General features: G+C 72.4%; 11 protein-coding genes and 1 pseudogene. 7 read left to right on the forward strand and 5 right to left on the reverse strand.

All coding sequences use genetic code 11. The features are described from left to right. The first annotated feature begins 39 nt into the window (after window positions 1-39). From whiA to CHC05_RS29135, 7 genes are all read left to right on the forward strand, one after another. A complete protein-coding gene (whiA, locus tag CHC05_RS29100; RefSeq protein WP_089253797.1) occupies window positions 40-1,020 on the forward strand; it encodes a DNA-binding protein WhiA in 981 nt (326 codons plus the stop codon). Window positions 1,021-1,164: 144 nt separating this feature from the next. Beyond that, window positions 1,165-2,169, forward strand: coding sequence for a type I glyceraldehyde-3-phosphate dehydrogenase (gap, locus tag CHC05_RS29105; protein WP_089253798.1), 1,005 nt, complete (start codon window positions 1,165-1,167; stop codon window positions 2,167-2,169). 5 nt (window positions 2,170-2,174) lie between these two features. After that, a complete protein-coding gene (locus tag CHC05_RS29110) occupies window positions 2,175-3,371 on the forward strand; it encodes a phosphoglycerate kinase (RefSeq protein ID WP_089253799.1) in 1,197 nt (398 codons plus the stop codon). Then, the gene (gene tpiA / locus CHC05_RS29115) at window positions 3,371-4,162 is read left to right on the forward strand and encodes a triose-phosphate isomerase (protein WP_089253800.1); all 792 of its coding nucleotides are present in this window, start codon (window positions 3,371-3,373) and stop codon (window positions 4,160-4,162) included. Before CHC05_RS29110 ends, tpiA begins: the two co-directional genes overlap by 1 nt. Before the next feature lie 85 nt (window positions 4,163-4,247). Continuing rightward, window positions 4,248-4,502, forward strand: a complete 255-nt coding sequence (gene secG / locus CHC05_RS29120) for a preprotein translocase subunit SecG (RefSeq protein WP_089253801.1) — start codon at window positions 4,248-4,250, stop codon at window positions 4,500-4,502. A gap of 62 nt (window positions 4,503-4,564) precedes the next feature. After that, window positions 4,565-5,005 (forward strand): RNA polymerase-binding protein RbpA, encoded by a 441-nt coding sequence (locus tag CHC05_RS29125; RefSeq protein ID WP_425426858.1) that lies wholly within the window; start codon window positions 4,565-4,567, stop codon window positions 5,003-5,005. 385 nt (window positions 5,006-5,390) lie between these two features. Beyond that, complete coding sequence (locus tag CHC05_RS29135; RefSeq protein ID WP_144022822.1) at window positions 5,391-6,932, forward strand: hypothetical protein; 1,542 nt, start codon at window positions 5,391-5,393, stop codon at window positions 6,930-6,932. Window positions 6,933-6,963: 31 nt separating this feature from the next. On the opposite strand, the gene pgl is transcribed toward CHC05_RS29135, so the two are convergent. From pgl to tal, 5 genes and pseudogenes are all read right to left on the reverse strand, one after another. After that, window positions 6,964-7,737, reverse strand: coding sequence for a 6-phosphogluconolactonase (gene pgl, locus CHC05_RS29140; protein WP_089253805.1), 774 nt, complete (start codon window positions 7,735-7,737; stop codon window positions 6,964-6,966). Between the two features lie 155 nt (window positions 7,738-7,892). Beyond that, window positions 7,893-8,864 (reverse strand): annotated as a pseudogene (locus CHC05_RS29145) (glucose-6-phosphate dehydrogenase assembly protein OpcA); the annotation flags it as partial. Then, window positions 8,861-10,378 (reverse strand): glucose-6-phosphate dehydrogenase, encoded by a 1,518-nt coding sequence (gene zwf / locus CHC05_RS29150; RefSeq protein WP_089253807.1) that lies wholly within the window; start codon window positions 10,376-10,378, stop codon window positions 8,861-8,863. The gene zwf and the pseudogene CHC05_RS29145, both read right to left, overlap by 4 nt. A gap of 5 nt (window positions 10,379-10,383) precedes the next feature. Further along, window positions 10,384-12,084 carry a glucose-6-phosphate isomerase gene (locus CHC05_RS29155; RefSeq protein WP_144022823.1) on the reverse strand — a complete coding sequence of 567 codons (1,701 nt, stop codon included), beginning with the start codon at window positions 12,082-12,084 and terminating at the stop codon, window positions 10,384-10,386. Further along, a complete protein-coding gene (gene tal / locus CHC05_RS29160) occupies window positions 12,081-13,193 on the reverse strand; it encodes a transaldolase (protein WP_089253808.1) in 1,113 nt (370 codons plus the stop codon). Before tal ends, CHC05_RS29155 begins: the two co-directional genes overlap by 4 nt. Between the last annotated feature and the right edge of the window lie 9 nt (window positions 13,194-13,202).

Consider the following 13,202-nt stretch of genomic DNA (forward strand, 5'->3'; position numbering starts at 1 on the left):
TTCGGGCCGGAGAACCGGCACGCGAGGTGACGATTAGTTATGGCGATGACCGCCGCGGTCAAGGACGAGCTGAGCCGGGTCGACGTGCCCAAACCGTGTTGCCGGCGGGCCGAGATGGCCGCGCTGCTCCGGTTCGCCGGCGGCCTGCATATCGTCTCGGGCCGGGTGGTGGTCGAGGCCGAGCTCGACACCGGGGCGGTCGCGCGCCGGCTGCGCCGGGAGATCGCCGAGGTCTACGGCTACCCGAGTGAGATCCACGTGCTGGCCTCCGGCGGCCTGCGCAAGGCCAGCCACTACATCGTGCGCGTGGTCAAGGACGGCGAGATCCTGGCCCGCCAGACCGGCCTGCTCGACGTCCGCGGCCGTCCCGTCCGGGGCCTGCCGCAGCACGTCGTCTCCGGCAACGTCTGCTGCTCGGTGGCGGCCTGGCGGGGCGCGTTCATGGCGCACGGCTCGCTGACCGAGCCCGGCCGCTCCAGCGCGCTGGAGATCACCTGCCCGGGCCCGGAGTCGGCGCTGGCGCTGGTCGGCGCCGCCCGGAGGATCGGCATCACCGCCAAGGCCCGCGAGGTCCGCGGCGTCGACCGGGTCGTGGTCAAGGACGGCGACGCGATCTCCGCGCTGCTCACCCGGATCGGCGCGCACAGCAGCGTGCTGGCCTGGGAGGAGCGCCGGGTCCGGCGCGAGGTGCGGGCGACCGCCAACCGCCTGGCCAACTTCGACGACGCCAACCTGCGCCGCTCGGCGCGCGCGGCGGTGGCCGCGGCGGCCCGGGTCACCCGGGCGCTGGAGATCCTCGCCGACGACGCGCCCAACCACCTGACCTCGGCCGGCAAGCTGCGGCTCGACCACCGCCAGGCCTCCCTGGAGGAGCTGGGCGCCCTGGCCGACCCGCCGCTGACCAAGGACGCGATCGCCGGCCGGATCCGGCGCCTGCTCGCGCTCGCCGACAAGCGGGCCCGCGATCTGGGCATTCCGGACACGGAAGCCGCTGTGACGCCCGACATGCTGGTGGTCTGACGAGCTACCTGCCGCGCCAGGCAAGACGCGTCTCAGATAGGGTCGTCAGGTACGGCGACGGGGCCGGCAACCGGTTCTAACACCGGCCGGCGTACGCGGAGATCGCGGCGGCCGGCAATCTCATTCATCAAGGAGATGAAACCTGTGACCATCCGGGTTGGCATCAACGGCTTCGGCCGCATCGGCCGCAACTTCTTCCGGGCCGTCCTCGCCTCCGGGGCGGACGTCCAGCTTGTCGGCGCCAACGACCTCACCGACAACGCCACCCTCGCCCACCTGCTGAAGTACGACTCGATCCTGGGCCGGCTCCCGTACGAGGTGAAGGCGACCTCCGACGAGATCTCGGTCGGCAGCCAGACGTTCAAGGTGTTCGCCGAGCGCGACCCGGGCAAGCTGCCCTGGGGCGACCTGGGCGCCGACGTCGTGATCGAGTCGACCGGCCTGTTCACCGACGGCACCAAGGCCCGCGCGCACGTCGACGGCGGTGCCAAGAAGGTCATCATCTCCGCGCCGGCGAAGCACGAGGACTTCACGGTCGTCATGGGTGTCAACGACAACCTCTACGACCCCGCGAAGCACACGATCATCTCGAACGCCTCGTGCACCACGAACTGCCTCGCGCCGATGGCGAAGGTTCTCAACGACACCTTCACGATCGAGCACGGCCTGATGACCACGATCCACGCGTACACCCAGGACCAGAACCTGCAGGACGGCCCGCACAAGGACCTCCGCCGGGCCCGGGCCGCCGCGCTGAACATCGTGCCGACCTCGACCGGTGCCGCCAAGGCGATCGGCCTCGTGCTGCCGGAGCTCAAGGGCAAGCTCGACGGCTACGCGCTGCGCGTGCCGATCCCGACCGGCTCGGCCACCGACCTCACCGTCAACGTGGGCCGCGAGACCTCGGTCGAAGAGGTCAACAACGCGATGAAGGAAGCCGCCGCGGGTGCGCTCAACGGCTACCTGACCTACACCGAGGACGAGATCGTCTCCAGCGACATCGTCACCGACCCGGCGTCGTGCATCTTCGACTCGGGCCTGACCAAGGTGATCGGCAACCAGGTCAAGGTCGTCGGCTGGTACGACAACGAGTGGGGCTACTCGAACCGCCTGGTCGACCTGGTCAAGCTCGTCGGGGCCTCGCTCTGACCATCATGAAGACGCTTGACGATCTCCTTGCGGAGGGAGTCGCGGGTCGGCGCGTCCTGGTGCGCGCCGACCTGAACGTCCCCTTCGAGAAGAACAACCCCGGTGTGATCGCCGACGACGGCCGCATCCGGGCAGTCCTGCCGACCGTCGAGGCGCTCCGCGATGCGGGCGCCGCGGTGATCGTCATGTCCCACCTGGGCCGCCCGAAGGGCGCGCCCGACCCGAAGTACACCCTCGCGCCGGTCGCGAAGCGGTTCGGTGAGCTGCTCGGCGGCGAGATCCACTTCGCCACCGACACCGTCGGCCCGGATGCCACCGAGAAGGTCGCGTCCCTCGGCGGCGGCCAGGTGCTGCTGCTCGAGAACCTGCGCTTCAACGCGGGCGAGACCAGCAAGGACGACGCCGAGCGGGGCGTGTTCGCCGACCAGCTCGCCGCGTTCGCCGAGGCGTACGTCGACGACGCGTTCGGTGCCGTGCACCGCAAGCACGCGAGCGTCTTCGACGTGCCGGCCCGGCTCCCGCACTTCGCGGGTGGCCTGGTGCTGCGCGAGGTCGAGGTGCTGGCCCGGCTGACCGAGAGCCCCGAGCGGCCGTACGCGGTGGTGCTCGGCGGCGCGAAGGTCTCCGACAAGCTCGCCGTCATCGAGGCGCTGCTCCCCAAGGTCGACAAGCTCCTGGTCGGCGGCGGCATGTGCTTCACGTTCCTCAAGGCGCAGGGCCACGAGATCGGCAAGTCCCTGCTCGAGGAGGACATGCTCGACACCTGCCGCGACCTGCTGGCCCGCGGTGGCGACAAGATCGTCCTGCCGACCGACGTGGTGGCCGCGACCGAGTTCTCGGCCGACGCCGACCACGACGTGGTGGCCGCCGACGCGATCCCGGCCGACCGGCTCGGGCTCGACATCGGCCCCGCCAGCGTCGCCGCGTTCGCCGGAGCTCTCGCCGACGCCCACACGGTGTTCTGGAACGGCCCGATGGGCGTGTTCGAGCTGGCGCCGTTCGCGGCCGGCACCCGGGGCGTGGCCGAGGCGATCATGAAGGTCGACGGCCTCACGGTCGTCGGCGGTGGCGACTCCGCGGCCGCGGTGCGCGCGCTCGGCCTCGACGAGGACGCGTTCGGCCACATCTCGACCGGCGGGGGAGCCTCGCTGGAATACCTGGAGGGCAAGCGCCTTCCCGGCATCGCCGCTCTGGAGTCCTGATGGCGCCGCAGTCGCGCCGGCCGCTGATGGCCGGCAACTGGAAGATGAACCTCAACCACCTCGAGGCCATCGCGCTCGTGCAGAAGCTGGCCTTCAGCCTCAACGAGCAGCAGCTGACCGACGTCGAGACGGTGGTGATCCCGCCGTTCACCGACCTGCGCAGCGTGCAGACCCTGGTCGACGGCGACAAGCTGCTGATCGGGTACGGCGCGCAGGACCTCTCGCCGCACAAGGGTGGCGCCTACACGGGCGACATCTCGGGCCCGCTGCTGGCCAAGCTCGGCTGCTCCTACGTCGTGGTCGGGCACTCCGAGCGCCGGCAGTACCACCACGAGGACGACCAGGTGGTCAACTCGAAGGTGCAGGCGGCGCTGACCTACGAGCTCACCCCGATCTTCTGCATCGGTGAGGGGCTCGAGGTCCGCGAGTCGGCCGCGCACGTGGGGCACTGCGTCGCACAACTCGACGCCGGCCTCGACGGTCTCAAGGCCGAGCAGGTCCGCAAAGTTGTGATCGCGTACGAGCCGGTCTGGGCGATCGGCACCGGCAAGACCGCGACCCCGGACGACGCGCAGGAGGTCTGCGGCGCGGTCCGTAGCCGCCTTGCCGAGCGGTTCGACACCGAGACGGCCGAGACCACCCGCATCCTGTACGGCGGCTCCGTGAAGGCGGCCAATGTGGCCCAGATCATGGAGATGCCGGACGTGGACGGTGCCCTGGTCGGCGGCGCGAGCATCGACGCCGACGAGTTCGTGCAGATCGTCCGGTTCCCGGAGCACATCAAGAAGTAAAGGCATGGGTGGCCGGGTCCGCACCACGCGGACCCGGCCGCTATCCTTGCGAAGTCGCGTCACGTCGAGAGGACAACCCACCGCCATGCCGATCGCATTCGCCTACACGTTGATCGTGTTGCTGATCATCACGAGCGTGCTGCTGACGATGCTGGTCCTCCTGCACCGCGGCAAGGGCGGCGGCCTGTCCAGCATGTTCGGCGGCGGCGTCAGCACGAACCTCGCCGGCTCGTCCATCGCCGAGAAGAACCTCGACCGTTACACCATTCTGGTGGGCATCGTCTGGTTCGCGTGCATCGTGGGTCTGGGCCTCTGGCTCAAACTCGCCGTCGCCAGCTAGCACCGATCCCGACCAAATAGTCGTAAAATCGTGCGCGGTCCGGACCAGGTTCCGGGCCGCGCATGAATGTATTTCCAGCTCACGTCTGTTCCGCTTCACCGCGTCGCGAAGCCGCATTCCCCGCGGCCGACCCCGCACGACGACAGGAGCGACATACCGTGCCCAGCGGCAGCGCAATCCGTGGCACCAGGGTCGGTTCCGGCCCGATCCGCCCCAGCGAGCGGTGCGAGCCCGCACCGCGGCGCCCGGTGACCTACTGGTGCGCCAACGACCACACCGTAGAGATCTCCCTCGCCGCCGAGGTGGCCCCTCCGGCGACCTGGGACTGCCCGCGCTGCGGGCAACCCGCCGGCCTGGACGCCGCGAACCCGCCCGGCCGGCAACGCCCGGAGCCCTACAAGACCCACCTGGCGTACGTGAAGGAACGGCGCACCGACGCGGACGGCGCGGCCATCCTCGCCGAGGCGCTGGCGAACCTGCGCCAACGCCGCGGCGGGGTCTAGCCCAGCAGCCAGTGGTGGGTCGTCGTCCAGCCCAGGAGCCGACGACCCCGGCCGGGGTGCGGTCGCCGTCGAAGCGGCCGCCGTGCGCGACGTACCCGAGGCCGGTCAGTGCGGGCGCCAGCCGCTCGCGGACCGGCCCGGGTGCCGCCGCCAGGTCCTCGCGCAACTGACCGAGCACGGTCCGTGGGTCCACGCTCTCCGAGAGTGACAAGAAAAAGATCATCTGCCGCCAGGCGTACGCGATGTCCTTGACCGTGCGTAGGGGGCGGGGATTGTCGTCGAGCTGTCCGGCCAGCCGCACCACCGTCGCGAACGCGCGCCGCGCCAGGCTCGCCCAGCCCTCGGCCGGCACGACCGCCAGCGGACCGGCCAAGGTCGCGAGGTTGTGCGTGGTCAGGATCTGCGCCTGCTCGATCACCATGCCGTTGCCCGCCACCGACCAGCCGCGGTGTTCCGGACCGGCCCGCCGGTGGCAGAGCTCGTCGAACGGCGCCAGCTCGCGGTTCGACTCGGCCGGCGGGGGCAGCGCCGCGTAGTCGATGTCGTAGTAGCGGGCGTAGAGGCTACCCGCCAGCAGGTCGCCGGCGAGCCGGGCGGCGTGGGCGAACGTGGCCGAGAACCGGCCCATGAAGATGTCGGCCGCGAGCTCCGCCACCCACGGGAGCGCTTCGCCGGCCGTCCGGCCGAGCGCGGCGAGCTCGACGACCAGCGGGTTGGGCAGCAGCGTGGCGGGGAACCGCTCCAACGCCAGCTCGCCGAGCCGGCGCAGGGTCTCCCGCGCGTCGTGGCGCTCGTCGTCGCCGACCGCCCGGTGCGGGCGCAGCGCGGCCATCCAGGGCAGCTCGAACAACCGCACCTGGTGCTGGAGGTCGAGCAACAGCAACGAGCGGCGGCGCCGGAACGCCCGGTAGGTCGCGGCGGCCAGCGCCCGCAGCGCGGCATCGGGGTAGCCGCTCGCGCTGACGGTGCCGCTGATCTGCGGCACCAACTGTGCGAGCACCTCGGCACTCGGGAGGACGCCCGCCGCCACGAGCTCGGCCACGGTGCCCGCGGTCGCCCGCCGGACGATCCGCCGGATCGGCTCGGGGACCGGCGTGCCGGCCGGCACCCCGTGCGTGGCCGCCTCGCCGGCCGTGACCGGCGCACAGATCGCGTCGACGTCGTCGATCCCGCCCGCCGGGTCGTACGCGTCGAGCCGGGCCCGCACGACCCGGCCCAGCTCGTGATGCGCCGGCAGGCCCGCGTGCCGGGTCTGAGCGGACCGCAGCGCCGCGTGCCCGGCCGAGCCGGGGCGCCCACGCTTCGCCAGCATCGTCGCGACCGCCTGGTCGACCAGACCGCGCCGCACCGCGAGCACCCGGTAGCGGTCGAGCAGCGCGCCCGCCCGCTCGACCCAGCCGGGCGGGACCGCGTCGTCGCCGGCCGCCAGCCAGAGCTCGAGCAGTTCGTCGGCGAACGGGTTCCAGACCGTCAGGGCCTCCCGCATGGCCGCGACGCGCGGGTTCTCCAGCCGGGCCGCCAACGTCGCGCCCGCCGCGCCGGCCGGCTGTCGCCACGCCACGGCCGGATCCCGCAGGGCCGAGGTGGCGGCGGGAACGGGTGCGAAGTCGAGCCGGTCCGCGTACGCACCGATCTCGTCGAGCACCGCGAGCGCGCGGGCGCGGTCTCCCGCCCGCAGCAGCCAGGCCACGGTCAGCAGGGCGGCCTGCTCGGGGAGGTCCACGCGGTAGGCGCCGCTGTCCAGCAGCGCGCCCAACTCCGCCTGGCCGGCCTCGCCGAGGTACCAGGCGAACAGCGCGGCCCGGGTCGCCGGTACACCGGCCCGTGCGGCCAGCGCGGTCTCGTGCGGCGCCAGCGGGCCGCCGGCCGCCGCCGCGCCGGTGGCGAAGCCGCCGTGGCGAGATGGCACCGCGCGGACAGAGCGTAGAACACGGGCGCAGGCGCGAGCGCCCGTATTGTCAGCTGCGGACGCTGCGGAAGGTTCGGCGGACCTGCGTGGCGGCGGCGCTGTCGAGCTGCCAGATCGTGCGGTTGACGCCGTGCACCCCGGCCGCCGGCAGCTGCACCGGGCCTGCCCCGGTCAACGCCATGCCGACCGCGCCGGCCTTGTCGGGGCCGGCGGCCACCAGCCAGACCTGGTCGGCGGTGTTGATCGTGGGCAGGGTCAGCGTCGTGCGCACCGGTGGCGGTTTCGGGCTGCCCCGCACCGCGCTCACCGGGCGCGTCTCGTAGGCCACCGGGTGCTCCGGGAAGACCGACGCCACGTGGCCGTCCTCACCCACGCCCAGCATCAGCACGTCGAAGTGGGGGAGCGGGGCCGTGCCGGGGCGGGCCGCCCGGGCCAGCTCCTGGGCATAGCGGGCCGCGGCCGCTTCCGGGTCGTTGCCGTCCGGGCCGTCCGAGGGTGGCATCGCGTGCACGCGGGCCGCCGGCACCCGGAGCGCGTCGAGGAGCTGCTCGCGCGCCTGGGTCTCGTTGCGGTCCGGGTGGCCGGCCGGCAGGAACCGCTCGTCGCCCCACCAGAAGTCGACGCGCGTCCAGTCGACCGCGTCGCTGGCCGGGAAGTCGCGGACCGCGCGGTGCACCGCGCCGGCGATGCGGCCGCCGGTGAGCACCCACGACGCCGCGCCGCGTTCGGCCTGGGCGTCGATCAGGGTGACCACCAGCCGGGCCGCTACCGAGTGCGCCAGGACGTCGGGGTCGGAGTGGACGATGACGCTGGTCTCGCTCATGCGTCGGTGCTCCCGGAGGATGGCGTGGTCGGCGCCGAGCCCTGGGCCGTGCCGGCGCCGGCCGAGGCCGGGCGGACCCGGTCGCCGGTGCGCGGCGGCATGTCCTCCACCTGGGTGGGCGGGCCGCCGCCGACGATGCCGGGGCCGAGACCGGGCGCGTGGCCGGCGGTCATCGGGTCCTTCCAGACGTGTACGCGGTGGGCCGGGCGCGTGTCGAGACCGGTCTCGCCGGTCATCGCGCTCAGCGCCGCGGCGTACACCTGGTCGGGGTCGAGCCTGCGCAGCTCCTCCGCCAGTTCCTCGCCCAGCGGCCGGCGGACCAGCGGCAGCAACCGCTCCGCCTGGTTGGTCCGCATGAACGTCGCGACGTCCTGGTCGCGGACGAGCGAGAGCTCGTCGTTGTTGGCGGCGACCAGGCAGACCGAGTGCATGATCCGGTACGCGTCGGTGTCTTCCCACCGCGGCTTGATGTCGAGCCGGGAGGCCAGCCACCCGGACATCAGCGCCGCGGTCGGGTCCTTCTTCGGCGCCTCGATCCGGGCGCCGACCAGTCGCTGCTCGGTGGTGTCGAAGGCCGACGCGACCAGGGTGCGCCACGGGGTGATCCGGGTCCAGGCGAGGTCGGTGTCGCCGGGCGCGTAGTCGCGGGCCCGCTGGCGCAGGGCGGCGACCGGATCCTCGGTCTGCGAGACGTCGGTGATCCGGCGGTCGGCGACCACGCCGAGGAAGTCGTTGGCGATCCGCTCCGGCGGCTCGCCGTGCCACCAGGTGACCACCGGCACGTCGGGCACGAGCAGCGGCATGACCACCGACTCGGCGTGCAGCGCGAGCCGGCCGTACATCCGCATGACCACGGCCTCGCACGGGCCGAGCCGGCCGCCGACGACCACCTCGGCGTCGAGCCGGTTGCTCGGCCGCTCGACGTCGGCGCGGACCACCATCAGCAGGCGACACGGGTGCATCGAGGCGGCGATGGTCGCGGCCGCCTCGGCCTCGCGGACCCGCTTCTCGTCGACGACGACGATCAGGGTCAGCGCCATCCCGCTGGCCACGCCGCCCGCGGAGCGCCGCTCGGTGGCGAGCGCCTTGACGACCTCGTTGCCGGTGGTGTCCCAGAGTCCGATCATGCCCGCCTCCAGTGCCGGCCGTCGCGGCGCAGCAGTTCGTCGGCCGCGTGGGGGCCCCATTCGCCGGCCCGGTAGGGCTCGGGGGTCGTGCCGTCCCAGGCGTCCTCCAGCGGGTCGATGACCCGCCAGCTCTGCTCGACCTCGGCCGCGTCCGGGAACAGCGTGCGGTCGCCGACCAGCACGTCGAGCACCAGCCGCTCGTACGCCTCCGGGCTCGACTCCGTGAACGCGGCGCCGTACTCGAAGTCCATGGCGATGTCGCGTACCTCCATGGTCGTGCCGGGCACCTTGGAGCCGAACTTGAGCACCACGCCCTCGTCGGGCTGCACCCGCACGACGAGCTGGTTGGCGCCGAGCATCTCGATGTCGTGCGGGTTGAACGGCAGGTGCGGCGCCTTCTTGAAGATGATCGCCAGCTCGGTGACCCGGCGGGGGAGCCGCTTGCCACAGCGCAGGTAGAAAGGCACGCCGGCCCAGCGGCGGTTCTGCACGCCGAGCTTCACCGCCACGTACGTCTCCGTGGTGGAGTCGGACGGCACGTCCTTCTCCTCGAGGTAGCCGACCGCCCGCTCGCCGCCGACCCAGCCAGGAAGGTATTGCCCGCGGACCGTCTCGTCGCGGATGTCGCCGGGCACCTTTATCGCCCGCAGCACCTTGAGCTTCTCGGTGCTGATCTCGGCGGCGTCGAAGCTGGTGGGCTCCTCCATCGCGACCAGCGTCATCAGCTGGAGCAGGTGGTTCTGGAGCACGTCGCGGGCGGCGCCGGCGGCGTCGTAGAAGCCGGCCCGGGTGCCGATGCCGACGTCCTCGGCCATAGTGATCTGCACCGAGTCGACGTATTTGCTGTTCCACAGCGGCTCGAACAGGTTGTTGGCGAACCGCAGGGCCAGGATGTTCTGGACCGTCTCCTTGCCCAGGTAGTGGTCGATCCGGAAGACGTCCTTGCGGGTGAACACGTCGTCGACCAGGCCGTTGAGCGCCTTCGCCGAGGCCAGGTCGTTGCCGAACGGCTTCTCCACCACGACCCGGCGCCACCCGCCGGACTTGGCGTTGTCGGCCATCCCGGTGCGCGCGAGCTGCTTGAGCACTATCGGGAAGGCCGGTGGCGGGATCGCGAAGTAGAACGCCGCGTTGCCGGCGATGCCGTGCGAGTCGCGCAGCTCGTCGAGGGTCGACGCGAGCTGGTCGAACGCCTCGTCGTCGTCGAACGCGCCCGGCACGAACTTGATGCTGCCGGCCAGCCGGGCCCACACCTCTTCACGCCACGGGGTGCGGGCCCCCTTCTTGACCGCGTTCATCGCCACGGTCTCGAAGTCGCCGTCGCCCCAGTCGCGCCGGGCGAACCCGAGCACCACGAACCCGGGCGGCAGCAGCCCCCGGTTGGCCAGGTCGTAGATGGCCGGCAACAGCTTCTTGCGAGACAGGTCGCCGGTCACGCCGAAGATCACCAGAGCACACGGCTCCGGGATCCTCGGGAGGCGGCGATCCTGGGGATCGCGCAGCGGGTTCACCACAGCTCCTAGTGTGAATCCTTGCTGGCGGGCAGGCTTGCCAACGCGCGCAGCAGTTGATCGAGGCCGGCCGCCCGGTCGGTGAGGTGCAGGTGGACGACGGGTCGTCCCCGGTCGGTCATCGCCTTGCGGTCACCGGCCGCCTGGGCGGCCTGCAGGTCGCCGAAGGTGTACGGCTTCCCGGCGATCGCGAGGTCCTCGGTGACCGCGCCGGTGATCTGGAGGAACGAGCCGACCTGCGGACCGCCCTTGTGGTACTGGCCGGTCGAGTGCAGGTAGCGGGGTCCCCAGCCGAACGTCACCGGTCGGCCGGAGGCGGTGGCCAGCAGCCCGCGGGCCTGCTCGGCCCGGGCGTCGCCGAACCGGTCGAGGAAGGCCAGCACGGCCAGGTAGCCGTGCGGGTCGATGCCATCCACGAGTGCGCCGAGCACCGCCGCGAGGCTGTCGCCGCCGCCGCCGTACACCTCGATCGCGCCCTCGGCGAACGACGGCGACTCGGCCGGGAGGCCCTCGGCGAGGATCCGGGTCGTGTTGTTCTTCGACTCGGTCACGTTGGGCTGGTTGAACGGGTCGATGCCGATCACGCGGCCGGCGATCGCGGTGGCGAACTCCCAGAGCAGGAACTGCGCGCCGAGCGGGCCGTTGACGGCGAGGTCGGGCCGGACGCCGCCGCCGGGCACGGCGAACGGCGGCTGGGCGCCGCCGACCGTGACCGTGAGCACGTCGGTGCCGTGCGCGCCGGGGCTGTCCGGGGTCTCGATCACCACCGGCAGGATGCCCTTGCCGTCCTTGCCGGTCGACTCGGCGATGAGCTGCTCGGCCCAGTCGCCGAGGCCGACGATGCCGGTGCCGTCGGAGACCAGCGCCACCTTGTCGCGACCCGCGTGCGCGGCGGCCCCGAGCGCGGCGCCCAGCGCGAGGCCGGGGTTGCCGCTCTCCTCGGGCAGCGCGGCGAGCAGGTCCTCGGCCTGGTCGAACAGCTCGGCGACGTCGACGCCGGCCAGGGCGGAGGGCACGACGCCGAACGCGGTCAGCGCCGAGTAGCGGCCGCCGACCTCGGAGTCGGCCAGGAACACCTGGGCGCCCAGCTCACGGGCGGTGGTCTCCAGCGGCGAGCCCGGGTCGGTGACCATGACGAAGTGGCGGCCGACCTCGGCCTCGGACATGCCGGAGTCGAGGAACGCCTGCCAGTACGCCCGCCGGTGGCTGTCGGTCTCGACCGTGCCGCCGGACTTGCTGGACACCACCACGAGCGTGCGCTCCAGCCGGTCGGCCAGCGCCGCCCGGATCTGGGCCGGGTCGGTGGTGTCCAGGACGGTCAGCTCGACGCCGAGCGTGCGGGTGATCACCTCCGGCGCGAGCGACGAGCCGCCCATGCCGGCCAGCACCACGTGGTCGAGGTCCGCCAGCTCGGTGCGGAGCTCGGCCAGCCGCGGCAGCAGCTCGCGGCTGCGGCGGAAGGTGTCGACCCAGCCCAGCCGGATCTTCGCCTCGGCCTCCGCGTCGGGACCCCAGAGCGCGGCGTCCTTGGCGACCAGCTTGGCCGGCACGTCGGCGTCGACCAGCGCGGCGCGGGCGGCCGCCGCGTCGGTGCTGCCGGCGCCGTAGACGGCGATGCCGGCGGCGGCGACGACACCGTCGGCGAATGCCGGACCGGTGTCGTCGCCGTTCTCCGGAACTCCGTCGGAACCGAATCCGAAGGTGCTCATGCCTTCGCGGCCGCCTTCAGGGACGCGTCGACGCCGTCGATCAGCTCCTGCCAGCTCGCCGAGAACTTCTCGACGCCCTCGCGCTCCAGCGTGTCGAACACGTCGTCGAGGTCGATGCCCACCCGCGCCAGGTCGGCCATGACCTGCTTGGCGTCGTCGTAGTTGCCGGTGACGGTGTCGGCCTGGGTCTCGCCGTGGTCGGCCCAGGCGTGGATCACCGGCTCCGGCATGGTGTTGACGACGCCCGGCGCGATCAGGTCGACCACGTAGAGCGTGTCCGGGTAGTCCGGGTTCTTGGTCGACGTCGAGGCCCAGAGCGGCCGCTGCGGCTTGGCGCCCGCGTCGGCCAGCGCCTGCCAGCGCGGCCCGGCGAAGACCTCGGAGTAGCGCTCGTAGGCCAGCCGCGCGTTGGCGACCGCGCCCTTGCCCCGCAGCGCCTTGGCCTCGTCGGAGCCGATCTTCTCCAGCCGCTTGTCGATCTCGGTGTCGAAGCGGGAGACGAAGAACGACGCCACGGACGCCAGGTTGGTCAGGTCGTGGCCGTTGGCCTTGGCCTGCTCCATGCCGGCCAGGTACGCGTCCATCACCTGGCTGTAGCGGTCGAGCGAGAAGATCAGCGTGACGTTGACGCTGATGCCGGCGGCCAGCGCCGCGGTGATCGCCGGCAGGCCCTCCTCGGTCGCCGGGATCTTGATGAACGCGTTCGGCCGGTCGATCAGCCACCAGAGGCCCTTGGCCTCGGCGATGGTCTTCGCGGTCTCCCGGGCGAGCCGGGGGTCGACCTCGAGCGAGACGCGGCCGTCGACGCCGTCGGAGGCGTCGTAGGCGGGCCGTAGCACGTCGCACGCCCAACGCACGTCGTACGCGGTGAGCATGCGGACGGCCTCTTCCGTCGAGACGCCGCGGGTGGCCAGGTCGCGGACCTGACCGTCGTAGGCGTCGGCGTCGGAGAGCGCCTTCGCGAAGATCGTCGGGTTGGTCGTCACGCCCACGACGTGCTGCTCGCGACGCAACTGGTCAAGGGTGCCGGTGCTCAGCCGGACGCGGGACAGGTCGTCGAGCCAGATGGCGACGCCCGCGGCGGCAAGCTCGGCCAGGCGGTCGGTCATGATCCTTCG

The organism is Asanoa hainanensis (assembly GCF_900188485.1).
Taxonomy (GTDB): domain Bacteria; phylum Actinomycetota; class Actinomycetes; order Mycobacteriales; family Micromonosporaceae; genus Asanoa; species Asanoa hainanensis.